Genomic DNA, 24342 nt, shown 5'->3' with positions numbered 1-24342 from the left:
TGGAATTTTAAAACTCTTCTATAAACATTGGTTATACTGTTTTTATGACTTTCAATAAACTTCAGTCATAGTTGTTTTTCTACTTTAAGTGGTTTTGCAAAAATAATTGAGCTCTTCTACTTTGAGGATTACTAAAAAATTCCCTTGGTGAACCACTTTCAATAATCTCACCACTATCCATAAATACAATACGGTCAGCTACTTCTTTTGCAAAGCCCATTTCATGGGTCACAACAAGCATTGTCATATTTTCCTGCGCTAATTCTTTCATAACCTTTAATACCTCTCCTGTTAATTCAGGATCAAGGGCTGATGTCGGCTCATCAAACAGCAAAATTTTGGGCTTTAACATTAACGCTCTTGCAATCGCTACGCGCTGTTTTTGCCCACCCGATAGCTTTGCTGGATATTCGTTCGCCTTTTCTATTAATCCTACCTTTGTTAGAAGCTCTTCACTTTGTCTTTGAATCTCCTCTTTTGAGAATAATTTCAATTGCTTCGGAGTTAATTCTAGATTTTCACGCACTGTTAAATGAGGAAACAAATTAAAATTTTGAAATACCATCCCCATTTTAGCTGTGATTTGTTTCCTCGTTTGAGGTGTTGCATATGCCCCATTCTTCACTAAAGCCTGTCCATCAATGATAATATCACCAAAATCAATACGCTCTAAATTGACTAAGCTTCTAAGTAACGTACTTTTTCCAGAACCAGAGGGACCAAGAATGGCAATCACTTCATTTTTTTCTACCGAAAAGGAAATATCCTGTAGAACTTTTGATATGCCAAATGCTTTCGCCAAATTTTTCACTTCAATCATTGTACACACCTCTATTCGTATTTAAATCTTTTTTCTAAGCCTTTAAAGAACCATGTTAGTAGTAACGTCATCAGTAAATAAATCACACCGGCCACAAAATAAGGCGTAATCGTAAAGTCACGATTGACGGCTGTTTGCGCAAAGTGTAACAGCTCCGGTACTGCTACTGCATATAGAAGTGCTGTATCTTTTACTAAAGTCACAGATTCATTTGATATAGCTGGTAATGCTACACGAATCATTTGTGGAATAATTACTTTTGTCATCGTTTGAAATTTATTTAATCCAAGAACTTGTGCAGCCTCGTATTGCCCTTTATCAATCGATAGTAAGCCACCTCTAAAAATCTCTGCAAAATACGCTGCGTAATTTAAAATAAAGCCAATACATGCTGCGACAAATCGGTCTAGTACAAGGTATTCACCAATACCTGGAATCATCGGCAGACCAAAACAAATGATAAGTAATTGTAAAAGCAGCGGTGTACCACGCATGACATATATATACGTACTTGCTAACGCTACAACTGCTTTCCATTTACTTTGAACTGCTAATGTGAGTAAGAAACCGAGTGGAACAGCAAGTATAATGACGATTATAAATAGTAAAACGGTCATTTTTGCGCCTTCTAGCATTGGAAGGACAACGGTTTGAAAATCCATTACTTACACTCCCTCTCTATCATGAACAGAAAAAGATAAGAGCTTTTTAAATGAAGCTCTTACCTTTTGTCATTATTTTAAAATGCGGTCTTCGCCAAACCATTTCTCTGAAATTTTGGCTGCAACACCGTTTTCATTCATTATGTCTAACGCTGCCTGTAACTCTTCTAAAAGTTCCTCATTCCCTTTTTTCACACCAACTCCGTACTGCTCTGGCGCTAAGGCGTCATCTAAAATTTTGAATGTGTCTGGCTCCTGTGTCATGTAATATTCGCCAACGACTGAATCAATAATAACCGCCTGTGTACGGCCTGCCTTTAAATCTGTTAATGCTAATACGTTATCACCGTATTCAGATAAAGAAGCAATTTCATCTTTAACAGAATGCGCGTTAATCGCATCTACTGCCGAAGATAAGGCTTGAATCCCTACATCTTTTCCTGCTAAGTCTTCAATTGACGCAAGTTCAGAATCTTTCAGCGTCATTACAACTTGAGCATTTTCTAAATAAGGTTCCGTGAATAACACTTTCTCCTTACGTTCATCTGTAATCGTATAACCATTCCAAATTAAATCGATACGACTACTTGCAAGTTCTACTTCTTTAGTTTTCCAATCAATTGGTTGAAATTCTACCTCAACTCCCATTTGATCTGCAGCAGCACGTGCATAATCAATATCAAAGCCCACAATCTCATTGGTTTCATCTCTGAATCCCATTGGGGCAAATTTATCATCAATCCCAATAATTAATACTTCCTTCTCTTCTGTTTTACTCGAAGAAGTCGATTCCTCTGTATCGCCACAAGCAGCTAAGATTGTTGCTGTTGCAGCTAGACCCACTAATAATGTTGTAATTTTTTTCATGTCAAAGCTCCTAAACTCATTTAATTTAATTCCACTCACTAATACACTAGTGAACTAAAGTGTTTGTGCAAAAAAATGAATTGTTAAAGATTGGCCTTCTCTTTAACAATACTACTAAATCCACTTTATTAAGATGTGCGCTCTAGCGAATAATTGCGATTATAATATCGAAATGTGGAGAAAGTATGGAGAAAAATTAAAATGAAGAATTTTGATTTGTGACAAAATAATTAATTGAAAAATTTTTACTTGTCAGCAACATTTCTATGCTGTATATTTACACTCATTAAACGTAATCGTTACGATTTGAAAGGAATTAGAACATGAAAAAATGGTTAGCCCCCCTTCTAGTAACTAGTGGCTTATTACTAGCAGCCTGCGGGAATACTGAAGAAGAAAAACAAACAACTGAGAATACGACGGAACAAGTAAAAGTATATACAACGGTTTATCCGCTTACTTACTTCACTGAGGTTATCGGCGGTGAATATGTAGATGTCGAATCGGTTTACCCACCTGGTGCAAATGAACATTCATTTGAGCCAACTCAAAAAGACATGATTGATTTTGCCAATGCAGATGTGCTCTTTTATATTGGTCTCGGCTTAGAGGGCTTTGTAGAGAATGCGAAGGAAACATTAGCAAATGAAGATTTGCAATTTATTGCAACGACGGACAATGTTTCAGATGAAAAATTAGCGATTAGCACAGGCGAAGTGGATTCACATGAAGGCGAAACGGCTGAGGAACACGCAGAGCATTCGGAAGAGCCAAACACAGATTCACATGAGGATGAAACGGTTGAAGAAGAATCGGGCCATAAAGGTCATGGTCACGGTGAATTAGATCCACATGTTTGGCTATCTACAGACATTTCAAAAGACTTAGCCTTAGCGATTAAAGAAAATTTAGTCGAAGAAATGCCTGAACAAGCTGCTGTTTTTGAAGATAACTACACACAGTTAGTCACTGAATTAGAAAGCTTAGATACTGCCTTTGAAGAAATGACTACAAGTGTATCAAATAACACCTTCTTCGTTTCACATGCAGCATTTGGCTATATTGCAGGTGCCTATAATTTAGAGCAAGTAGCCATCTCTGGTCTAAACTCTCAAGATGAGCCTTCTCAAGCTGAGCTTGTCGAGCTTGTCAAAATGGCAAAAGAGCGCAATATCCAGTATGTATTATTTGAACAAAATGTATCATCAAAACTAACGGAAGTCATCCAAGAAGAGCTTGGGGCAAAATCGCTTACGCTGCATAACTTAAGTGTCTTAACCGATGAAGATTTTCAAAATAACGAAAATTATTTCACCCTAATGGAAAAAAATATCGAAACATTACGCCAAGCTTTAACAAAGTAATTGGCTTTTTCGAAGAACTTATTTAAGTTCTCCCTCTTTTTACATAAAAATATCCCCTGTCCTACAAGCAATTGGGGATACAAAATCACCGTTATAAAGCACTGCTATTGGTATGTGGGGTATCCGTATTTTAGGGGTATATTTATTAGGGATTTATTTAGAAATGGGTATCCTTGGTGTATGGTTATCCATTGCAATTTATTTGGTAATACGTGCCATTTTTCTTACATGGAAATATCATTCGCATTTCAAAAAACTACTACAAAAAATATAAATACTACACACTTTTCACAAACTTTCTCGTTATACTATCTTCATTGTTTTAACATTAAAGATTAGGAGAAATTTTTCATGCAATTATTTCAAAAATTCGGACCAGGAATTGGAATTGACCTAGGAACAGCCAATACATTAATTTATGTGAAAAACAAAGGTATCGTTTATAACGAGCCTTCTATACTTGCTAAAAATACACTTACAAAAAAAACGATTGCGGTTGGTCATGATGCAAAGGCAATGCAAGGTCGTACACATGCTGGAATTGAAACCATTCGTCCCATTCGTGACGGAGTAGTTGCAGATTTTCAGGCAACAACTGAAATGATTCAACATTTTATAAAGGCATTAACACAAAAAAGTTTGGTTGGACGAAAACCGTTTATAGTTGTCTCTACCCCAACGCATCTAACGAGTGTGGAGCGTAGAGCTGTAATTGATGCTACGATGCAAGCTGGAGCAAAAGAAGCCATTATCATTGAGGAAACTTTTGCTGCTGCCATTGGTGCAGGACTGCCCGTTTGGGAACCAACGGGCTCAATGATTGTCGATATTGGAGGGGGCACAACAGAAGTAGCCATTCTTTCACTCGGTGGAGTTGTTGTCTCAAATTCAATAAAAATCGCTGGGGATGAAATGGATCGCCTTATAACCAAGCATGTTAAAAATAATCATCAATTAGTTATTGGAGAAGCAACAGCTGAACATATTAAAATTAATCTCTTTAAAGAAGAAGAAAACGGGATACTTGATGTGCGTGGTCGAGACATAGTCACAGGTCTCCCACGTACAGTAAAAGTTACAGCTAGTGAAATTGCCTTAGTTTTAGAAGAGGCGATTGAGCAGATTAGTTTGGTTATTAAACAAACTTTAGAACAAACCCCGCCAGAACTTGCCTCGGATATTATTGAGCGTGGCCTAATATTAAGTGGTGGTGTGGCACTTTTACCACAACTTGAAAGAATTATAAGCGAAATCACTCAATTACCTGTAATTATAGCGGAAACTCCCTTAGAAAGCGTTGCTAAAGGGACTGCGAAAATTGTTGATGCGCCTAACATAATTAAGTGAAAAGGAGCGATTTGTATGAAAAAGATTTTAATCGTTGAAGACGAACAATATATGCAGGAACTCATGCAAATCCAACTTCAAAGTCAATTTAATTTAACAATTAGTGGTAACGGCGCAGATGCCCTGCAAATACTTGAAACACAAGAATTTGATCTCATTTTATTAGACGTCATGCTACCTTATATCAGTGGCTTTGATCTATGTAAGGAAATTCGAAATTCTTCAAACGTGCCCATTCTAATGGTTACAGCTCGCACCGATTTATCTGATACTGTAAAAGGGCTAGAGCTAGGGGCTGATGATTATGTTACAAAGCCTTTTGAATTTAAAGAGCTTATTGCTCGTATGAAGTCTCTCCTACGCCGTTCTGCCTTTAATGAAGATGAAAAAAGTGATACACAAATTTTATCGTTAAACAACAGAACTCTAGTTATCAACCTTGATAATCGCAGCGTGACGTTTGATCATCATCTAATTGAGCTTACAAGTAAAGAATTTCAGCTACTTGTACTTCTTGCTGAATCACCTGAACGCGTATTTACTCGTGAAAAATTACTTGAACTGTTATGGGATTATTCTGATGAACGTGAACTACGAGCCATTGACTCACATGTAAAAAATATTCGTTTAAAATTTAAGAAAGTGCGACCTGGTGCGAAAATTATTCAAACCGTTTGGGGTGTGGGCTATCAGCTAATCATACCAGAGGCACGGGTATGAAAAAAAATAGTGTTGTAACGAAGCTTGGCATCGTAATTATGCTACTATTCCTAAGCATCCTAATCCCATTTGCAATTTTAATCGATCGTATTTTCTTAAACGTCTATTCACTGTATTTAGATGAAAATGTTCGTGCTTTGGGCGATCGAATTGAAGTGGCAATTATAGAAACGATGAAGGATGATCCGAATGTGTATTCGAATATTGAGTCGCTTACTGATCATAATTTAGCTTTTTTTGATAAGAATGGCTTCATTCAGTCAGAAGGTTACCTTGAATACCATAAGGGCAGTAAAATCTCTGAAGACTGGCTTTCACGCATACAAGTGGAGAAATATTTAGCTGGTGAGCGCGTGATACCTGAAACAGAAGAAAATATTTATTATATTGTAAAGCCTTTCATGAAAGATGGAAACCTCAGTGGAGGTGTAATCATTTTTTCTTCGATTAGTGAAATTCACGACAAAATGCACGCCGTACGTGACTGGATTATTCGTACCATACTTGGTGCCATCATTTTAGCTTTAGGTTATACAATTTTCCTTTCATGGCGCTTGAGCCGTCCGTTAGTTGAAATGGAAAAGGCCACGCGTGAAATTGCCAAGGGAAACCTTAAAACAAAAGTAAACGTACCTTCAAGTGACGAAATAGGCTCTTTGGCGAAGGCCATTAATGACTTAAGTGTAGAGCTTAATGATTACCGGACCAACCGAAGTGAATTTTTAGCAAATATTTCACATGAACTTCGAACACCGACATCGTATTTAAAGGGCTACGGCGAAATTATTAAAAATAAACGCTATGAAACCCCTGAAGAACTCGAAAAATATGCTTCGATTATAGAAAGTGAAGCGAATCGATTAGCAAAGTTAATTCAAGAATTGTTCGAACTTTCCAAAATGGAAGAAGGTTCTTTCCAACTGTATAGGCAATATATCGATATTGAAGATTTAGTCGAATCCATTGTAGAAAAAGTAAATCTAAAGGTAAACAATACGAATAATCGTATAATTTTATGCTTACAACCGAACTTACCCGATATATATACAGATGGCCTACGTCTTGAACAAATTTTAATGAATCTCGTCGAAAATGCAGTTCATTACTCAGAAGATGGCGATATCAACATTCAAGTTTGCTTTATAGAAAAACAAATCCAATTTATCGTTCGTGATGAAGGACCAGGTATTCCCCAAGAGGATTTACCTTTTATTTTCAATCGTTTTCATCGTGTAGAAAAATCACGTGCACGAAATTTAGGTGGATCTGGACTTGGATTAGCAATTGTTTCTGAATTAACAAAACATTTATATGGTGAAATTGATGTGCAAAGTTCAATCGGCAAGGGCACTACATTTACTTTAAGTCTGCCTATTGACTTACCTAAAAATTAATAATATGCCATTAGATTCAAGGAAAACAATATTAGGAGGGGTTATTATATGAATGAAATCGTTATTTACGGATTTGCAAGGTTTTGAAAAAGCCTAGGCAACTTGTTGAAGCTGCTGTCTGGATTTTGCAGGCGGCAGCTTTTTTAATTTCATTGCCCACGATAATGATTGTAGTACGTCATGTAACTCTTGATTTCTCGTTATACTTCTTCTATTGTTCGAATCGTTTAGATTTATTTCGTCTTTAAAATGACCAAGAAGGATTCTTGAGGCGCAATGTCCCAACAGTTCCCTCAATGTGACATGGATTGGCCTAAATCCATTCGTTTCACCATTGCTGGGAATTGGGGATAGGATTACATTTCAATTGTTCCTGTTCTTTTTTCATAAAGTATCTTTTAGGCATTTCAATCCGCTCTCCATCTTCTTTCTCATTATAAACAAAATTACCCTATAGGATAGACTACTTTCAAAATGTCTATCTTATTAGGTACAGTTTATACTTTTCAAAAGTTTATTTTCTACATATTTTCTACAAATCCCTCCTCTATACTGTTGCTTATCAAGATTAATGAGGTGTACAAAATGTGCGGATTTGTAGGATTTATACATGGCTCACAGCCAATTCAATATAAAGAAACAATTGAACAAATGTTAAAAACAATTATTCACCGAGGCCCTAACAGTGACGGTATTTACTCGGATGACCGAGTTACTTTAGGTTTCCGTCGACTAAGCATTCTCGATTTAAGCTCAGCTGCTAGTCAGCCTTTTTCATCAGAAGATGGTGACGTAGTGCTTGTTTTTAACGGCGAAATTTATAATTTCCGTGAATTACGGGAAGAGCTGACACATTATGGATATACGTTTAATACGTCTTCAGATACAGAAGTTTTATTAAAAGGTTATCTACATTACGGGCTTAAAATCTTACAAAAGCTCCGTGGCATGTTCGCCTTTTGTATTTGGGATAAAAAACGAGATATTCAGTTCATTGCACGTGACCCTTTTGGCATTAAGCCACTTTATTATACACAGCAGACAACGGATCAATCGCTTCTATTTGGCTCTGAAATCAAATCGTTTCTTTCACATCCAACATTTAAAAAAGAATTAAATGAAAAGGCATTACGTCCATATTTAACATTTCAATATCCAGCAATGGATGAAACATTTTTCAAAGGCGTTTATAAGCTAACACCAGGTTCATATATGCTCATTCAAAATGGTAATATTCAAATAAAATCCTACTGGTCACATCAATTTATGACTTCAACAGACCCCTTGACGACACATGTTCAGAACATTAAAGAGGTCATACAGAATTCTGTCGAGGCACATACAGTAAGTGATGTTAAAGTGGGTTCATTTTTATCAGGTGGTGTGGATTCTAGCTATATCGCTAAGTTACTACAACCAGATATAACATATAGTGTCGGTTTTAAAGGTTATGAATCGATGTTTGATGAAACGTCTTTAGCGAAAGCCTTATCAGAGGAATTGCAATTTGAAAATAAGCATAAGCATATTACAGCAGATGAAGTATTTGAAGCCTTGCCTAAAATCCAGTGGCATATGGATGAACCAGATTCAAACCTTTCGTCACTCCCTCTTTACTTCTTAGCCGAGCTAGCGAGTAAGGATGTAACGGTTGTTCTTTCTGGTGAAGGGGCAGACGAATTGTTTGGCGGTTATGAGTGGTATAAGCCTTCTGTGAAAATGAATAAGTATACAAAAATCCCTGCACCTGTACGCCAAATGCTAGCAGCCATTGCAAAACCTTTACCGAAAAACCGTTACACAAACTTTTTAAACAACGGGGCAAAATCCATTGAAGAACGTTTTATTGGGCATGCCTTTGTTTGGCGGGAAGATGATGCACTTGCACTTCTTAATGAAAAATATCATAAAGGACCATCTGTTTGGGATATTGTAAAGCCGTATTATGACAAAATACAAGGTGCAGACGATGCAACAAAAATGCAGTACCTCGACTTACATGTTTGGCTACCGAGTCAGATTTTACTGAAAGCCGACAAGATGAGCATGGCCCATTCACTGGAATTACGCGTACCATTTTTAGATAAGGAAGTTTTTAATGTGGCAAGTAGTATTCCAACCGACTATAAAGTTACAACAGCTGATACAAAGATTGCACTTCGTAAAGCTGCTCTGGAAGAATTGCCTGAAGACTGGGCAAAACGTAAAAAACTTGGCTTCCCTGTTCCTATGCGTCACTGGTTACGGGAAGAAAAATACTTTCAAATGGTATTACACACATTTAAAAAAGCATATATCCATGAATTTTTCGATCAACAGCTTTTATTACACTACTTAGATGCTCACTATGAAAAGAAAGCCGATTATGGTCGCTACGTTTGGACAGTTTATGTATTTTGTATCTGGTACGAACAATATTTCCCTGAAAAATGTGTGGAGCTCGATTGGCCATATTAAATTAGCTATACTAAAGCTAAAACAACTTAAAGGAACTATTATGGATCAATTATTATTAGACATCATACAAAATGAAAGACCATTAGCATGGCTTTATCATTTTTTTCTGATGGTACTCGTTTCGATGATTCCTTTTGCGCCAATTCCTATACTGGCAACATTCATTGCAAGTAATCATGCGTTTTTGCCTGGTCTTGCAATTAATATGCTTGGGACAACGCTCGGGTCCGTCCTTTTATTTCTCTTAAGTAAAAACTTACTACGGCCTATCGCTCAAAAATATTTAATAAAGAGACAGTATTTAACGAAATACCTTGCTTTAATTGAAGAAAACGGGTTTTTAGCTATTTTGCTTGGTCGTATCATTCCAGTTTTACCTTCTGCGGGCATTAATTTAATTGCAGGTATATCAAATGTAAATCTCAGTGCCTTTTTCGCTGCAACATTTTTAGGTAAGCTACCAACTATAGTAGCCTTTTCCCTTGCTGGTCATCAAATAGCAGCCGGCAATTGGGATACTGTATTTATCATTGCGCTTTATATACTCGTACTATTTTTAATCGGGAAAAAGCTGAAGCAAAAGTGGCGCCAATAAACCTAGTCAACGCAAAATAATGGACTATCCCCTCTTTAAACAAATCATTTAAGGAGGGGGTTTCCTATCACCCTACTAAGGAGAACATCCGTGATTACAACACAGCTTATCATCATTGCTTTATTTATCTGTATGATTCATTCCATTGAAACACTCGCTTATGCTGTGCGATTATCTGGCGCAAGAGTCAAACTACTCGCTTCAGCCTTTGCTTTATTTAATATACTTGTGATGGTGTCACGGCTAGCGAATATGATGCAGCAGCCCTTTACAGGCAGTCTCATTGATTTGGCTCCAAAAGAAGATGCACTTACGTATGTAGAAAGTCAATTTCGTATCATTATTGGCGCTGCTTCTATTGGAACAATTATAGGTGCCCTATTGTTTCCAACATTTATTGCACTATTTTCTAGAGCCATTGTTCATTTGGCTAACAATCGTGGCTCAATGCCAGCATTGCTTAAAACCGTTTGTACGCGTAGCTATATTATTCAAAGTATAAAACATATACAAATCCCAAGTTTACAGCATTTTAAGGGGATCTCACTTAAAACCATACCTATTAAACTGATGCTATTTAACATACTGATAACTGCTATATATACAATTGGTGTTCTATCAGCACTGTATGCTGCATTACTCGTACCGGAGCGAGCTGCAACAGCTGTTATGGCATCTGGTTTAATTAATGGCATGGCAACTATATTATTAATTCTTTTCATTGATCCCAAAATTTCTATTCTAGCAGATGATGTACTGAATGGTCGTGGCAGTTATGTGCAATTAAAACAAACGACTATGTTTATGGTCATGTCACGTCTGCTTGGTACACTTTTTGCACAAGTGCTCTTTATTCCAGGTGCGCATTATATCGCATGGTTTACTAAATTTATAGCTTAACTTTAATCATACTAACGAGAGGACCAAATGGATAAATAAATGTACATATACTGTTTCACCATTTGCAGTTTAAATTTGGCTCTGTATACGTTTTACGTGGACATGTCATAAAAGCACGCTCCCTTAAGTTAGTAGTCTAATTTTACAAGCCCTAATTTAATCTGTCCAACTTAGTGTAGCCTATCCAGTTTGTTAGACCTATTAAGGAGATTGGCAAAACGGCACAGTCCAGGTGTTACGCCACATGCATGCCACAGAGCTCATTAGAAACGGCAGGGATGCCTGGACTTCTACTATAGTTGGAAAAGTAACAAATCATAAATAGGTATAAAAAACACCTGAAGTTAAATTACTCTTTTTCAAGTGTCCTAACCACAGGTATCATATTATATTATAAATTTTCAGGATGCATTTTTTAATTCAGTTTGTTCCAGTATTAGATGCAACTTTGTTCTCTAGAGGCACTTCTTGTAAAACAAGGGAAATCGCTCTAGAAAGTACTGATATGGTGCGATTAATCTCATCTTGAGTATTTTCTATCCCTCCAAGTTCAATTAATATCATATTTTTAGAAAGATCTTGATTATAGATACCGTCTACATGATCGCCCTTTTTCCCGATAACACCGCGGGATATTCCAGGTATCATTTCGTTCAATTTAGATGACAAGGTATCAGCCAATCCTTTATTTGAGGAATAATTCGGATTATTTTCGCCTACTACAAAATAAAGTTTTCCATAATTTACATTTTTGTGATTTAATGTTGTAATATCTCTCTTTGCGGAATCTCTGTGTAAATCAATGATAATATCATAGTTACTAGTTTTTATTTGTTTAAAAAGATAAGGACGAACAACTGCATATGCCTCTGAGAACTTGCGATTAGTTTTTTCCATTTCAGCCATTGTATCAACTTCAAGGAATTCCGTACGGATGGAATTAAGCTCAAAATCATTTTTAATAACATTTTCAAATTCCATAATGTTTGAGTTTGAATGGTAAACTGGTGTTTTGCCATATTCACTTTCTACCATAGGAATAAAAGTCTCGTGTGAATGTGTGAAAAGTACTAAAGCTAATTTAGATTCAGTTTGTTTAATACTAATAGAATCCATACTGTTGGAAGTTTGTTCAAGTGGTTTATTATCATCTTGCTCTGGGTGACTTTTATCCTGTTCTGCAACCACGTCTTTTTCAGCATTATTTTTACCCTGTTCTTGAACCACATTTTCTTGGAGGTTACTTGGTTCTACAATTGATTGTTCTAGATTACTTTCATATTGTTCAGCAACTACAATTTTTTCTTGATAAACATTACTAGTAAAATTGGCTACAATCATTGGTAATACAAATAATAGAAGCATATATCCTAAAAAAAATTGTACCTTATATTTCATATTAGATTCACCTCGAATAACTATATGTTAGAGGTAAATCTAATATTAAAATTTGAGCGTTTGTCAAATTAAGTTTAACAGTCTTCTCAAAAGCCTCCTACGCAGTTTCAAGGCATTTCCTTGGTCGAATGTTAATGAAATCGAGTGCTTGTTTCATCTTATCCGGTGCGACATTAGCGAAATTCGTTTTCTTGAATAGAACTCCCGCAGTAAGCCGTTCCCGTTTTCATCCATAATTCTAACAAGTAGGGAGCACTATTTGTATTTTAGTAACGATGGTAACCACTGCATAGATATATAGCAATGATTTTGTGATTCTATACGTTAACAAGCTTTTGGAAAATCAGTCACAGATTAATTGTCTTCTTCTAAATAAAGATGAATTGTACCATCTTGTTGAATTAGATTGTTTGGTTCTGGTAATTGGGACGTTACAATTTTCCCCTTTCCATGTATTTCAATTTTAAATGGATATTGCAATTTCTTAATTTGATCAACAGAATACCCCACTAAATTTGGAACTCTGTCTGTTAACGGGTCACCCCAACGATATTGCTTTTCAAGTTGACCTTCACGATCAACTTTAATACCAACCTTTGGTGCAATATCTTCAATTATTTGTCCAACAATTGGCGCAGCAATGGTACTACCAAAAACAGTAGAACTCTTCGGATTATCGATCGCAACATAAACAACCACTTTTGGATTATCAGCAGGTGCAAATCCAATAAATGATACGATATATTCTCCATCTTTATAACGACCATCTACTACTTTTTGTGCAGTTCCGGTTTTCCCTCCAATGCGTAGACCATCTCGATATGCTGCTCGACCAGAACCATTGGCCACGACTGATTCTAATGCAGCGCGAACTTTTGCAGAAGTTTCTTCGCTAATCACCGTACGTTTCAATTCTGTTTTATTTTCAAGTACGGTATTACCAGTTTCTAAATCAACTACTTTTGATACAACGTACGGGGTATATAAATTCCCACCATTTACTGCAGCCGCAACGGCTTGGACTTGTTGGATTGGTGTAACGGCAATCCCTTGACCAAACGAGGTCGTCGCGTGTTCCACTGGTCCAAATCCTTCTTCAGAAAATAAAATTCCTGAGGATTCACCAGTAATGTTCGAACCAGTACTTTTACCAAAGCCAAAATCTTTTATATATTGTAAGAGCTTCTTAGAACCAACACGTTGACCCATTTCAATGAAACCTGGGTTACATGAATCTTCTACAACTTCTAAAAATGTTTCACTGCCATGCCCTTCACGTTTCCAACAACGAAGCCTTGTTCCTTCTACCATTGTATATCCCTTGTCATAAAACATATCTTTTTCTAAATCTACAACATTTTCTTCAAGTGCTGCACTTAGTGTAATAATTTTAAATGTAGAACCTGGTTCATATGTCATCCATACAGGTAAATTTCGGTTATATATTGATTGGTCTACGTCTTCAAATTTAGCAGGATTAAATGTAGGATAGGATGAGAGCGCTAATATTTCGCCAGTATTAACATCCATCGCAATGGCTAAAGCTTGGTCAGCATTATATTTTTCCATTGCTTGCGATAATTCTCTTTCAACAACCATTTGCACTTCCAAATCAATGGTTAGTTCTATGGTTGCTCCTTGCTTACCCTCACGCTGTTCATCATCAACATGAGGTAAAGAATTTCCTTTTGCATCTGTAAATAGTCGAATCGCTGCATCTTTAGAAGTTAATGCTTTATCATATTGATATTCAATACCTGCAAGACCTTGAGTATCATACCCTGTAAATCCAATAAATCGAGATAATAAGTTTCCATATGGATACATTCTGATATAATCTACTCCACTATACAGCCCGTCAATTTCAAGATTTTGAATTTCTACAGCTTGCTTATACGTAATATTTTTTGCTTCTGGTGCAAGTTTAACTAAATAAGCGCGCTTGTTCATTTTCTCATACAATTTTTGAGCATCTAAATCTAACACCGAAGCAATTTGTTTTGCTGCTTCTTCAATATTATCGTTTTGTGAAGGCATAAAATAAAGTGTCGGCGCAAGTTCATTCGTAACAATAACTTCACCATTACGATCTACAATTTCACCTCTTTCAAAAGCAAACGGAATTTCTCTATCCCAGTTTTCTTTCGCAAGTTCTGTTAGTTCATCATGTTTTATAACTTGAACATAAAACAGTCTGATAACAACGGCTAACCCAAATAGAATGAATCCATAGATGATTAAATTTAAGCGTTTTTTTGAATTGGTTGCTATCCACTTCATTCGAAACTCACACCTCATTTTTAACAAAGTATGAATTCAAATAATTATCTATTCTAATACTTTGGTTAATCTTGTGGGGTATTCTTCTCTTTTCAACAGGTGTTTCTTCGAAAGTTCGAGATTTGTACAATTCTTCTGGTATCCATTGTTCCATAATAGATAACATTCAACATGGTAAGCTTACTGTGAACATCGGTGTTAAAATCTCAATAATAACGGTTTAAAATTCCCCAGAATTCACGGATAATCTATTTCCACTAGAGATAGATTGGAAGTGTTAGAAGAGCTTTTGAAAAGTAATACGGATAAAAAGAAATAAGCAGGTAGAGCTACATTCGTAGCTTCACCTGCTTTTCTATCAAATATATTCCAATACCAATTTGGGAATATATTCGGTAAATTATAGAAGAAACTCTGCAAAATTCAAAAGCGCTCAGACGTTTTTTGCAAGTTAGCGGGTAATCCCCATTTCGATTCGTCTGAACGCTCTTTTTTTTGAGATCATTGAGTATTGACGATATAACATCTATATCTATTCATATATACCTGATATACCTGATATATCATAGTCTTAGCGAGCCGATATGTTCCTAGGGTTTCGCCTAAAAGTCTTATTGCCCCCAAATCTAATTAGGTTTCCCTCCAAAATTTCCACCAGGACTTTTTCTTCTCTTCCTCTGTAGCTAATTGTCTTCTTGTTTCCATAGATTCTTTTATGGCCAACATTAACTTCTTATCTCTTTCATCAATACTATTTTCAATATAGTTTTGCTGCTTTTCTAATCGCTCCAACAGTTTCTGGTTGAACTGCATTTGATTATTTTTAAATGTCTCAAACTCTTCTAATAGCTTACTGTAATCAGGGTTTGCTATAGGTGCTGCATCTGTTATATCGTCTATATCAGACTCCAATATCGCTTTTACTGCTTCACTCAATGTTAACGATCCCGAATTTTTAAGCGTTACAATTTTCTTTATAATCTCTACATCTCTTGGAAAAAAAACACGATGCCCTACTGAATTTTTATTAAATTTATAGTGATGCTTTTGCATTAACGCACAATATTTTCTCAGCGTACTTTCCTGGACCCCCATCATTTTACTTACCGTTACAGTGTCATAAATAAGCTCGCCATCACTTGTTGTATCAGATATATCCGATATAAAAGTTATATTCGATGTATCAGACATAACCTATCACCCCTTTAATACTAACAATTCGTAAAAACTCACTACATTCCTTTATAAATCGTTCTACAAATTAAGACATATCAGATATAGCTGACGTAACTGATATATCCGACATATCTGATGTAACTGACATAACCGTTATAACTGATATAACAAGCACGTAGAGAAGGACCTGGTAGAAGTAGAACGAACGTATCAGACGAATTTACAAGCCCAAAATGACAAGTACAACGATAAAGTCGCTGAGATGCATGTAGAGGATGAGCGGATCAGACAGAATTACGAAAGCCGTTTAGAAACCTTTAATAAGGACAATAAAAAATAGGGGCATGCGTACACATTGAATACGAGGAAAAAATTATCCGTTTTTTACATTTAATGTTCCCAAACGTTAACAGGGAGCGTTTTTTATATGCCAAAAACCAGGGGTAATGTTTGAATTTTCTGCTTTATTTAATTATAATAAGGTTAACTTATAAAAACTAGGTTAACCCTTTGATAATACTAAATTTATTAGTTAACTATAAAGGAGGAAATAAAGATGGCTGATAAAACATTTGGTGTCAAAGTAAGCGAAGAAATGTATGAAAAGGCTAAAATGGTTATCGAATCAAGTGGTGTCTCTTCAAAAGATTGGTTTGAGAAGGCTGTTGCATTGTATGAATTGAATACCATTAAGCAAGGTTCAAGTGACTACACGCAAGATTTAACAGAACTTGAACACCATACAACACGCATGTATGAACTAATCGTTAATATGATTCAGCGTTCGGTCTATTTGAAGGATCATGCAGTAAAAGATATTAGCGATAAATTAGAGAGCAAAGAAGCCATCATCAGCGATTTCCAACATCAATTTTTACAATTTAAAGAAGAAATCAAATTGAAAACTGATATGATAAACTACTTGGAAGAACTAGAAAAAGAATCTAAAGAAAAATTAAAGGCCAATGAAACAACCTTGGAAAACAATCAGGCCCTAATTGCTGAATATAAAGAAAAAAATGATACGTTAAGCGGTCTGGTCGCGAAATATCAAGCTTTTGCGGACGAAAACGAACAGCTAAAAATTGCATTTAGCAAAGAAAAATCAGCATTAATCGAACAGGCAAATGCTGCAGAAGCAAAAGGCAATACGCTTCAGCAGGAACTTGCTGAAGCCCAAAAGACCTTAGCTACAGAAAAACAAAAGTTTGAAGATGCCCTCCAGCTATCCCTCGAGCGCAAAGATCTGGAACGTGAGAGAGCCCTAGTCGAACTGGAACGTCAGCAACAAGCCCAGCTAACAAAGGTAAACGAGCAGCACAATGAGCAGATTCAAGCACTTTATGCGGGAATCGCTGAACTGCGTAAAACCAACGAAGCCAATCGTGAGAAGTATCAGGCTGAGATTGAAGCGTTAAAAGCACAGGATGATAAATGAAAAACCGCTAAATCCTTTTTATTGAAAAAGGTTTAGCGGTTGTTTTTTCCTGTTTTACTTTTTACATCATTCTGCCAATATAAGAACAAATATTCCGTGATTTGGAGGCGATGAAATGAATAATAGAAACCGGGATCGCGGCACAATTTAATGGACAGCGATGATGCTGCCCGAGCATGTAAAACTGATACGTAAATGGTACGAGAAAGATCATTTTGTCGCTGAGCCACAGCTCGATGAATTTGACTTTGAAGAACTCGCCCAAACAGCCGTCCAAACGCATAGTATGGTCCTCATTCATTACTGGAACAATGGTGAATCATTCACAGTCGAAGGAACAATAAAAAAGCTGCCCGTGAATACACCTTATATCACAATTCAATCTCCTCAAGGGGACAAAAGGATTTATACCCCACAAATCATGAAAATTCATTTATATGACGTGTAAGACTCATTAATATTTAACCTAAACCTTTAATCCATTGAGAACCGATCTGAAGGGTTGTATCTCACTGACTCTTATCCATCTAATAGAAAAGCAGAAAGTACCATTGTCGCAAGTGATAAACGCCCATTGCAAGATAATGTAACGGATTTAATATCTTCATTTCAAGCCTCACTTGATAAAGCTCAAAAGCCTGCAAAAAACGCACAAAAAGCTGAGATGCATGCGGAGAATGAGCGTATTCGGGGGAGTTATGAAAGCCGTTTAGAAGCCTTTAATAAAGACACTAAAAAATAGGGGAATGCGTACGAGGAAAACGTTATTCGTTTTTTACACCTAATGTTCCCAAACGTCGGTTTGGGGACGTTTACGTAATAACTAATAAAGTCATTTAGTTCAATAACGCTCACTTAGTGGTAAAATATGTATATCTATAAATACTACTATCGCTAAGATGAGGTGTTGTGAATGGAAATAGCAATAACATTATTAATTACTGCAATTTATGTGATATTAATTCAAATCTTTTTTAACACAGAGAAACTTTTGCTATGGATAAAGCAACGGATGAAGAAAGTAGAACCTCTATTATCTAAAGCTGTAATTGATAATACGAAGATGGCAGCTCTAGTCACAATTCTTATGATAACAGTTGTGTTAATAATTACTTTTATAAATACAAGTGTAGAGATAGGGAACTATCAATAAGCAAACAATGTTACCAAACAACGCTTTGGGAATTTTATTAGGAATAAATACACTTCCAAAATATGTTACAATTAATTTGTGGAGGTGTAAAAAATGTTTAATAAGGATGACTTTAGAAAGATTGAAAAGAATAAAAATCATTTCTTGCTTTTTAACATCACCGTTATTTTATTTGTAAGTGGAATAACTTTCACAGCAGTTATTCCAAACTTAAAAGGTTTTGACTTAGCTACCTCATTTGTCACACTTGGATTTTATATTTTAATTGGAAATATTTTTGTAGGCATTTTTAAAAATAATATCGGATTAGTTTTTATTATTTCTTTAATATTATCTTCATTAGGAATGGGTTGGCGTTTATGGTTAGAGTGGGGCGAGTTTAGTTTAATCGAACATACAAATGTCGTCGTAATTATTGGATATCCTTGTATTTTAGCGTTTATTATCACTTTGATTTATTCTGTTTCTGAAAAATTAAAAACTAAAAAAATCATAATTGTAAATAGAGATTAGAATTAACATATTGCATACTATAAACACATCACATCAAAATAACGTTCCCAAATGACACTTTGGGAGTCTTAACCGAATTTATATAACAAAGGGGTTTAAGAATTTGAGTTCATGTACAAATATCTATTGTTCACTAAATTTCGTTAGCGATGAAATAGTTGATTTAAAAGAGTTTCGTAAGGATTTTCAGCTATATGAAAGGTTAACGTGGGTAAAAGGTGATTTGCAATTCCCAGAATATGATACATCAGCACGTTTAGAAAGCAGCATTACAATCCGTTCAGAGATTTCCGAGAATAACGATGGTGAATCTATTATAAACGCTTTTTTTGAAGATTTATCACAAAAAAAAGAAAGGCTTTTACAGTTGAAAGAAATATATAGTGGAGAAATATTTTTCGAAATTATTATAAACTTAGAGTCAGATGATTCGCCTATTGTTCGCTTACAGTCACCACATTTAGCTTTCTTAACTGAATTAGACGCAACGTTAGATAGCTATGTGTACGATTATAAAGAAAGAGCCTAATCATATTTTTCATTATTTATTGAGATATACAATCCCATACAAATAACGTTCCCAAATGAAAGTTAGGTAACTATACACCCCCCATTCATTATTTTGAATGGGGTATTTGTTTTGGGCTGCTTATGATTAGATTTTTAAAAGTCGTTAAAATAATTTAGCATTCTTTGTAACGAATCTTTGTTTCATTCTATATATAAGTGAGCTCTATTTAAGAATGTTGATTGAAGGGGGGATTTAGTGGAGGATTTAAGTGAAATCTATAAATCCTATGCAAATGAAGTGAAACTTTTTCTTCTTTGTTTGACATCAAGTGAGGATTTAGCAGAAGAATTAACTCAAGAAACATTTTATCAAGCGGTTAAATCTATTCATCGTTACAATGGCAAATGCAAAATTTCGGTTTGGTTATGTCAAATTGCTAAGCACAGCTATTTTGATTATTTAAAGAAGGCAAAGCATCGAAATCATACGAGTATTGATTATTTGACGAAAACAGGTGTTGATATACGTTCAAAGGAAGATTTGCCTGATATCGCAATGATTAAAGAAAGTACATTACGTGAAATCCATCAAGAAATTCGTCAATTACAAGAACCGTATGCTGAAATCCTTTTACTTCGAATAACGATGGATTTAAGTTTTAAGGAACTAGGAGATATCTATGAGAAAAGTGAAAACTGGGCAAGAGTTACATATTATCGTGCAAAATGTAAACTAGCAGAAAGGGTGAATTCAGATGAATTGTAATATTATAAAGGATTTAATGCCGTCCTATATAGATTGTATTTGTAGTAAAGAAACCGTTGCTGCAATTGAAGAACATATTGAACAGTGCCAAAAATGTAAAGAAACTCTGCAACTGATGCAGCAACCACCAGTGCAAATAGTCGAAACAAATGTGGAGGCTGCGAAAGAACCATTTAAGCTCATTAACAAAAAACGACGATATCAAGTTATTATAGCTATTTTGATGACTTTTATGATTACTACAATAAGTACTCTAGTAGTGCAAGATGTAGGGGTTGTTAATCAATTCTTTTTTCCAATGGCTATGGGAAATGCAGTTATAACGGATGACAATGAAGAATGGCAAAGTGTTAGCTTCTCGGATGATTTGATTAATTATCAAGAGTATGTGATATATGATAGTCTTTTTTGGAAAAAAGAGATCGTTAATCATGCGAATAATGAAAGTGAAGTATTACTAAGAGTAAAAGACGCAAAGGGTAATGTAATTATTGATGAAATTCTAATCCCCCCTGGAAAAAGTGTTGAATTAGAAGATTTGAAGAGAGGGGAAAAATATTATTTGGAAATAAAAGCTTCACCTGGGCATTTCACGATTAATGCGGTATAGGATGCATCTAATCCAAAGTTGCATATGTAATTCAAAAAACGTTCCCAAATGGAAGTTTGGGGGCATACCAAAAAGGTGAAAACGCTGTTACATCAACGTTTTCACCTTTTTTAATGGAACATTATTTATACAGGATTTTATGCACGTTTTTACAAAGCCACTAACAGCAATCGTTTAGGGGTGTTTTGGTGATGATCGCACTTCCCACAATCTTGCATAAAATCCTGCATATTTTAATAGCCCTTAGCGTACAAAATTTCCGAAATGTTGGCGATACCTTAGACAATAAAAATAAGCAGCATGACAATTACGCCATGCTGCTCTCACAAAAAGCGACAAAGTACTTCCCTAGTGTAGCATAGGATTACTCGATTCTTTACTTTTTGCATTAGTCTGACAAAATAGGAACAAATGTTCTTTTTTGGGGGTGAGCGTATGGAGTGTCGGAATCGAGATAGAGGGACGATTAAATGGACGGCGATGATGCTACCAGAACACGTGAAGCTGTTACGTGAATGGCACGCTGAAGATAACTACTTACCTGAGCCGCAGCATGATGAATACGACTTTGAAGAGCTGGCTCACCAAATACAAACGGCTGTACAAACAAATAGCTTAGTACACGTGACCTACTGGCAAAATGGTGAAGCGTTCAGTGTTGAATGTACCGTTCAAGCATTGCCGGTACAATCACCTAAGCTTGTTATTTTGTCACCATAGGGGTCGTACCAACAAAACGCGGAAAACATACGCTAAGGATTTATAACCCATAAAAAACAGGTACTTCAAATTTTGAAGTACCTGTTTTGACCTGTTTAGGAATTTTCTTTTCCTGCTGATCTTCAACAAACGCGCCCTTTAATGGAACAAAAAGATTTGAATTCCTGTTATAAAAAAAGGATCAATTTTGAACTCTCTCCCAAAGTTGATCCCTTAACGATTTAGAAATCCCTTTGAGAATGTTTATATACATTCAAGGTAACCAGCCAACTAATGACAATGATTCCTGAAAAAAGTAATAACAAATTACTATACAGATAAGTTGACTGATCAACTTCCATAGGTAACAACCTTTGATCAAGTAAGGGTATGGATAATAAACCACCTACAATTGCAATACCTGTTCCCTCTGATAAAAAGCTGGTAAAGTTAAGCAAACTCATTCCAGCACCAGCTTCCTGCTGTTTCAAGCTACTTGAAACAATTGTTGATATAACTGTTTTGGTGAACGAAAGCCCACCTAAAACAAATACGATTATAATTGTCATGAACCATGATGTTGTTTCTAAAAGAAAGGAAGCAGTTAAAAAGCTAACAGAAAGAAATGTAACTCCGATGTTTAACACGTATAAAGGACCTCTTCTATCAACAAGTATCCCACCAATGTAGCCGAAAATAATGACACTCATTGTTCCAGGGAAAATAATTACACTTCCGATTTCGGCAGTACTTAGCTGGTGAACATCTTTCATCATATAAGGAACCATAGAGACAAACCCTGCTACTGTTCCAAATATAATTCCCCCACAAAGAACTCCAATCATAAAAGGTATATTTTTCCCTAATCCGGGATCAACAAAAGGATCTGTTACTTTCCTGATATGTTTTACAAATATCAGGAATGACAGCACGCTAACGATAAGAAAAGAAATGCTATATGATGTTGTAAACAACATAAAAAATACAATGCCTACAGACATTAGTATAATTCCTTTGATATCAAAATGACCTTTTATCCTTACTTCTTTCTTTAATAATTTCATAAGAAACGGAACAGTGATAATTGTTATCATAGGAATGAGTAGAAGATAGGACCAATGAATATAATGGGCTATCATTCCACCAATCGCTGGACCGACTCCTTCTCCCATGGCTACTATCGATCCAATAAGACCAAATGCTTTACCCCTATTTTCCTTTGGAATATAGCGCGCAACTACAACCATTACGAGTGCTGGAAATGCAGCTGCACCAGCCCCTTGAATAAAACGAGCCATAATAAGTAAGGAAAAGAAAGAATGGCCAACAAACCCAATTACCGACCCGAAACAATTTATTATAATTCCAAATAGGAGTAACCTTTTGATGCCTAATTGATCAGATAGCTTTCCATATACAGCTGTTCCAATGGAAAAGGTTAACATAAAGGCTGTGTTCACCCAGTTTGTACTCGCAGGTGGTTTATTAAAATCATTTGCAATATCAGGTAATGAGACGTTCAAAACCATTTCATTTAATACGCTAAAAAAAGATAAAATGCAAAGCCAAATTAAAATTTGGTTGTGTCGTAAATTCGATTGTGAATAGGATGTATTCACATTTCACCCTCCAATAATGAGGGCAGACGTAGTTTATAGGGTTAATGATACGCTTCCCTCTTTTAATTGAACCCTGTTACATTCATTACACTTCATAATTAATTCCTCCTAAACTTGATTAAAACATTTTACCACATATAAACTAAGTTTTAAATTCAGTATTTCATCACTTATACAACAATATGGCCCGTTTGTTGCATTGCCACTAATCAACTTTAATTATACCAAACATCTTTATAAATGAACGTTAGCAAACTGCTAAATAGACGCCTACGAACGCTATAAATGGGTAATAAATCAAATCCACCTCACTATCCGTAAAAGTGTACATTTATGGAAAACCTCTTAACATAGGAAATATCGCATTTCATTGTGTAAAATTTTGCTTAGCGTATGTTTTCCGCGATTTGTTGGCAGTACCCCCCATAAGGCAATAAAGTCATTTATATCCCACACATTTTAAAATTACACCTGTACGACGCATAAAAGAGAAGTGGCAGCTCGCTACTTCTCTTTTGTTCGGTTTCGTTTCATTGGAATTTTTTCAATGCGTCCAAAACAATCGTCATCCGTAAACTCACTTAGTGTTAGCCCCAATCCTGAAGCAATTTGGTACACCGCCTGCATGGAAGGATTTCGACTCTTCCCTTTTGCAATATCCTGCACTGTTGATTGCCTTAATGCCGAGCGACGTGCTAATTCCGAAATCGTAAGCCCCTGTTCATTCATTAATTGTTCTAATCGTTGGCGAACAGCCTCCTGTATCGTAATCATTTCATAACCCTTCCTTCAAGCTCCTTATACCACTCTGCATCCTCTAGCTCAATCGCCAAATTTTGCAGCTCACCAATATCCTCTTCTAATAACCGAACCTCTTCACGAGACGACAGTAACTCAACCGGAATCCATTTCATATCGACCTCACTAGATAGCCCAAACTGTACTAAGCATTTACGCTCCTTGACGTTTTTCACTAAAATAAAGCCTAACGTATGCTGAAAACTCACCCATTCACCAATTGAAAAATGCATCAAAACCGCCCCCTTTTTCTACT

General features: G+C 35.8%; 26 protein-coding genes and 1 pseudogene. 16 read left to right on the top strand and 11 right to left on the bottom strand.

Features of this window, described 5'->3' with window-relative positions:
• Positions 1 to 79: 79 nt before the first annotated feature.
• The 3 genes from MKX47_RS20625 to MKX47_RS20615 all read right to left on the bottom strand — a co-directional run bounded on the left by MKX47_RS20625 (position 80) and on the right by MKX47_RS20615 (position 2349).
• Positions 80 to 820: an amino acid ABC transporter ATP-binding protein gene (locus MKX47_RS20625; RefSeq protein ID WP_340778205.1), complete on the bottom strand. Its 741-nt coding sequence runs from the start codon at positions 818 to 820 to the stop codon at positions 80 to 82.
• Between the two features lie 11 nt (positions 821 to 831).
• Positions 832 to 1482 carry an amino acid ABC transporter permease gene (locus tag MKX47_RS20620; RefSeq protein WP_340778202.1) on the bottom strand — a complete coding sequence of 217 codons (651 nt, stop codon included), beginning with the start codon at positions 1480 to 1482 and terminating at the stop codon, positions 832 to 834.
• A gap of 72 nt (positions 1483 to 1554) precedes the next feature.
• A complete protein-coding gene (locus MKX47_RS20615) occupies positions 1555 to 2349 on the bottom strand; it encodes an amino acid ABC transporter substrate-binding protein (RefSeq protein WP_340778200.1) in 795 nt (264 codons plus the stop codon).
• 323 nt (positions 2350 to 2672) lie between these two features.
• Here MKX47_RS20615 and MKX47_RS20610 point away from each other — a divergent pair, with 323 nt between their 5' ends.
• The 7 genes from MKX47_RS20610 (at position 2673) to MKX47_RS20580 (ending at position 11126) form a co-directional block, all read left to right on the top strand.
• Entirely contained in the window at positions 2673 to 3713 is a 1041-nt protein-coding gene (locus MKX47_RS20610) for a metal ABC transporter solute-binding protein, Zn/Mn family (RefSeq protein WP_340778198.1), read from the top strand.
• 351 nt (positions 3714 to 4064) lie between these two features.
• Positions 4065 to 5060: a rod shape-determining protein gene (locus MKX47_RS20605; protein ID WP_340778196.1), complete on the top strand. Its 996-nt coding sequence runs from the start codon at positions 4065 to 4067 to the stop codon at positions 5058 to 5060.
• A 15-nt stretch (positions 5061 to 5075) separates the two neighbouring features.
• Positions 5076 to 5780, top strand: a complete 705-nt coding sequence (locus tag MKX47_RS20600) for a response regulator transcription factor (RefSeq protein ID WP_340778194.1) — start codon at positions 5076 to 5078, stop codon at positions 5778 to 5780.
• The gene (locus MKX47_RS20595) at positions 5777 to 7174 is read left to right on the top strand and encodes a sensor histidine kinase (protein WP_340778192.1); all 1398 of its coding nucleotides are present in this window, start codon (positions 5777 to 5779) and stop codon (positions 7172 to 7174) included. Before MKX47_RS20600 ends, MKX47_RS20595 begins: the two co-directional genes overlap by 4 nt.
• A gap of 585 nt (positions 7175 to 7759) precedes the next feature.
• Positions 7760 to 9631 carry an asparagine synthase (glutamine-hydrolyzing) gene (gene asnB, locus MKX47_RS20590; protein ID WP_340778190.1) on the top strand — a complete coding sequence of 624 codons (1872 nt, stop codon included), beginning with the start codon at positions 7760 to 7762 and terminating at the stop codon, positions 9629 to 9631.
• Between the two features lie 40 nt (positions 9632 to 9671).
• On the top strand, positions 9672 to 10226 hold the full coding sequence (locus tag MKX47_RS20585; RefSeq protein WP_340778188.1) for a TVP38/TMEM64 family protein: 555 nt from the start codon (positions 9672 to 9674) through the stop codon (positions 10224 to 10226).
• A gap of 132 nt (positions 10227 to 10358) precedes the next feature.
• On the top strand, positions 10359 to 11126 hold the full coding sequence (locus MKX47_RS20580) for a lipid II flippase Amj family protein (RefSeq protein ID WP_445683623.1): 768 nt from the start codon (positions 10359 to 10361) through the stop codon (positions 11124 to 11126).
• Positions 11127 to 11546: 420 nt separating this feature from the next.
• Here MKX47_RS20580 and spoIIP read toward each other — a convergent pair whose 3' ends face one another.
• From spoIIP to MKX47_RS20560, 4 genes and pseudogenes are all read right to left on the bottom strand, one after another.
• Positions 11547 to 12524 carry a stage II sporulation protein P gene (spoIIP, locus tag MKX47_RS20575; protein WP_340778186.1) on the bottom strand — a complete coding sequence of 326 codons (978 nt, stop codon included), beginning with the start codon at positions 12522 to 12524 and terminating at the stop codon, positions 11547 to 11549.
• Positions 12525 to 12621: 97 nt separating this feature from the next.
• Positions 12622 to 12755: pseudogene (locus tag MKX47_RS20570) on the bottom strand (IS30 family transposase); the annotation flags it as partial.
• 123 nt (positions 12756 to 12878) lie between these two features.
• Positions 12879 to 14804, bottom strand: coding sequence for a penicillin-binding transpeptidase domain-containing protein (locus tag MKX47_RS20565; protein WP_340778183.1), 1926 nt, complete (start codon positions 14802 to 14804; stop codon positions 12879 to 12881).
• Between the two features lie 630 nt (positions 14805 to 15434).
• On the bottom strand, positions 15435 to 15995 hold the full coding sequence (locus MKX47_RS20560) for a DUF3967 domain-containing protein (RefSeq protein ID WP_340778182.1): 561 nt from the start codon (positions 15993 to 15995) through the stop codon (positions 15435 to 15437).
• A 541-nt stretch (positions 15996 to 16536) separates the two neighbouring features.
• Between MKX47_RS20560 and MKX47_RS20555 the strand changes: the two genes are divergently transcribed.
• The 9 genes from MKX47_RS20555 (at position 16537) to MKX47_RS20515 (ending at position 21690) form a co-directional block, all read left to right on the top strand.
• On the top strand, positions 16537 to 17418 hold the full coding sequence (locus MKX47_RS20555) for a hypothetical protein (protein WP_340778180.1): 882 nt from the start codon (positions 16537 to 16539) through the stop codon (positions 17416 to 17418).
• A gap of 160 nt (positions 17419 to 17578) precedes the next feature.
• The gene (locus tag MKX47_RS20550) at positions 17579 to 17866 is read left to right on the top strand and encodes a YolD-like family protein (RefSeq protein WP_340778178.1); all 288 of its coding nucleotides are present in this window, start codon (positions 17579 to 17581) and stop codon (positions 17864 to 17866) included.
• A gap of 126 nt (positions 17867 to 17992) precedes the next feature.
• Positions 17993 to 18160 carry a hypothetical protein gene (locus tag MKX47_RS20545; RefSeq protein ID WP_340778175.1) on the top strand — a complete coding sequence of 56 codons (168 nt, stop codon included), beginning with the start codon at positions 17993 to 17995 and terminating at the stop codon, positions 18158 to 18160.
• Positions 18161 to 18331: 171 nt separating this feature from the next.
• A complete protein-coding gene (locus MKX47_RS20540; RefSeq protein ID WP_340778174.1) occupies positions 18332 to 18571 on the top strand; it encodes a hypothetical protein in 240 nt (79 codons plus the stop codon).
• Positions 18572 to 18664: 93 nt separating this feature from the next.
• A complete protein-coding gene (locus MKX47_RS20535) occupies positions 18665 to 19084 on the top strand; it encodes an ABC transporter permease (protein WP_340778172.1) in 420 nt (139 codons plus the stop codon).
• A gap of 103 nt (positions 19085 to 19187) precedes the next feature.
• Positions 19188 to 19613, top strand: coding sequence for a DUF4279 domain-containing protein (locus MKX47_RS20530; protein ID WP_340778169.1), 426 nt, complete (start codon positions 19188 to 19190; stop codon positions 19611 to 19613).
• A gap of 237 nt (positions 19614 to 19850) precedes the next feature.
• The gene (locus tag MKX47_RS20525) at positions 19851 to 20360 is read left to right on the top strand and encodes an RNA polymerase sigma factor (protein ID WP_340778167.1); all 510 of its coding nucleotides are present in this window, start codon (positions 19851 to 19853) and stop codon (positions 20358 to 20360) included.
• A complete protein-coding gene (locus MKX47_RS20520) occupies positions 20350 to 20970 on the top strand; it encodes a zf-HC2 domain-containing protein (RefSeq protein WP_340778165.1) in 621 nt (206 codons plus the stop codon). The genes MKX47_RS20525 and MKX47_RS20520 overlap by 11 nt, the downstream gene beginning before the upstream one ends.
• A 435-nt stretch (positions 20971 to 21405) precedes the next feature.
• Positions 21406 to 21690: a YolD-like family protein gene (locus tag MKX47_RS20515; protein WP_340778163.1), complete on the top strand. Its 285-nt coding sequence runs from the start codon at positions 21406 to 21408 to the stop codon at positions 21688 to 21690.
• Positions 21691 to 21911: 221 nt separating this feature from the next.
• Here MKX47_RS20515 and tet(L) read toward each other — a convergent pair whose 3' ends face one another.
• The 4 genes from tet(L) to MKX47_RS20500 form a co-directional block, all read right to left on the bottom strand.
• Positions 21912 to 23288, bottom strand: coding sequence for a tetracycline efflux MFS transporter Tet(L) (tet(L), locus tag MKX47_RS20510; protein WP_001574277.1), 1377 nt, complete (start codon positions 23286 to 23288; stop codon positions 21912 to 21914).
• Between the two features lie 33 nt (positions 23289 to 23321).
• Entirely contained in the window at positions 23322 to 23384 is a 63-nt protein-coding gene (locus MKX47_RS21460) for a tetracycline resistance efflux system leader peptide (protein WP_012779615.1), read from the bottom strand.
• 408 nt (positions 23385 to 23792) lie between these two features.
• The gene (locus MKX47_RS20505; protein ID WP_340778161.1) at positions 23793 to 24062 is read right to left on the bottom strand and encodes a helix-turn-helix domain-containing protein; all 270 of its coding nucleotides are present in this window, start codon (positions 24060 to 24062) and stop codon (positions 23793 to 23795) included.
• Positions 24059 to 24319 carry a hypothetical protein gene (locus MKX47_RS20500; protein ID WP_340778159.1) on the bottom strand — a complete coding sequence of 87 codons (261 nt, stop codon included), beginning with the start codon at positions 24317 to 24319 and terminating at the stop codon, positions 24059 to 24061. The genes MKX47_RS20505 and MKX47_RS20500 overlap by 4 nt, the downstream gene beginning before the upstream one ends.
• Positions 24320 to 24342: the final 23 nt, after the last annotated feature.

This window comes from Solibacillus sp. FSL R7-0668 (assembly GCF_038006205.1).
Taxonomy (GTDB): Bacteria; Bacillota; Bacilli; order Bacillales_A; family Planococcaceae; genus Solibacillus.
The sequence above is the reverse complement of the archived record's forward strand: the minus strand, read 5'-3'. Positions and strand labels throughout refer to the sequence as shown.

Coding starts and splice junctions, on each gene's coding strand:
- MKX47_RS20625 (WP_340778205.1), bottom strand. CDS start 820: ATGATTGAAGTGAAAAATTTGGCGAAAGCATTTGGCATATCAAAAGTT.
- MKX47_RS20620 (WP_340778202.1), bottom strand. CDS start 1,482: ATGGATTTTCAAACCGTTGTCCTTCCAATGCTAGAAGGCGCAAAAATG.
- MKX47_RS20615 (WP_340778200.1), bottom strand. CDS start 2,349: ATGAAAAAAATTACAACATTATTAGTGGGTCTAGCTGCAACAGCAACA.
- MKX47_RS20610 (WP_340778198.1), top strand. CDS start 2,673: ATGAAAAAATGGTTAGCCCCCCTTCTAGTAACTAGTGGCTTATTACTA.
- MKX47_RS20605 (WP_340778196.1), top strand. CDS start 4,065: ATGCAATTATTTCAAAAATTCGGACCAGGAATTGGAATTGACCTAGGA.
- MKX47_RS20600 (WP_340778194.1), top strand. CDS start 5,076: ATGAAAAAGATTTTAATCGTTGAAGACGAACAATATATGCAGGAACTC.
- MKX47_RS20595 (WP_340778192.1), top strand. CDS start 5,777: ATGAAAAAAAATAGTGTTGTAACGAAGCTTGGCATCGTAATTATGCTA.
- asnB (WP_340778190.1), top strand. CDS start 7,760: ATGTGCGGATTTGTAGGATTTATACATGGCTCACAGCCAATTCAATAT.
- MKX47_RS20585 (WP_340778188.1), top strand. CDS start 9,672: ATGGATCAATTATTATTAGACATCATACAAAATGAAAGACCATTAGCA.
- MKX47_RS20580 (WP_445683623.1), top strand. CDS start 10,359: ATGATTCATTCCATTGAAACACTCGCTTATGCTGTGCGATTATCTGGC.
- spoIIP (WP_340778186.1), bottom strand. CDS start 12,524: ATGAAATATAAGGTACAATTTTTTTTAGGATATATGCTTCTATTATTT.
- MKX47_RS20565 (WP_340778183.1), bottom strand. CDS start 14,804: ATGAAGTGGATAGCAACCAATTCAAAAAAACGCTTAAATTTAATCATC.
- MKX47_RS20560 (WP_340778182.1), bottom strand. CDS start 15,995: ATGTCTGATACATCGAATATAACTTTTATATCGGATATATCTGATACA.
- MKX47_RS20555 (WP_340778180.1), top strand. CDS start 16,537: ATGGCTGATAAAACATTTGGTGTCAAAGTAAGCGAAGAAATGTATGAA.
- MKX47_RS20550 (WP_340778178.1), top strand. CDS start 17,579: ATGATGCTGCCCGAGCATGTAAAACTGATACGTAAATGGTACGAGAAA.
- MKX47_RS20540 (WP_340778174.1), top strand. CDS start 18,332: ATGGAAATAGCAATAACATTATTAATTACTGCAATTTATGTGATATTA.
- MKX47_RS20535 (WP_340778172.1), top strand. CDS start 18,665: ATGTTTAATAAGGATGACTTTAGAAAGATTGAAAAGAATAAAAATCAT.
- MKX47_RS20520 (WP_340778165.1), top strand. CDS start 20,350: ATGAATTGTAATATTATAAAGGATTTAATGCCGTCCTATATAGATTGT.
- MKX47_RS20515 (WP_340778163.1), top strand. CDS start 21,406: ATGGAGTGTCGGAATCGAGATAGAGGGACGATTAAATGGACGGCGATG.
- MKX47_RS20505 (WP_340778161.1), bottom strand. CDS start 24,062: ATGATTACGATACAGGAGGCTGTTCGCCAACGATTAGAACAATTAATG.
- MKX47_RS20500 (WP_340778159.1), bottom strand. CDS start 24,319: ATGCATTTTTCAATTGGTGAATGGGTGAGTTTTCAGCATACGTTAGGC.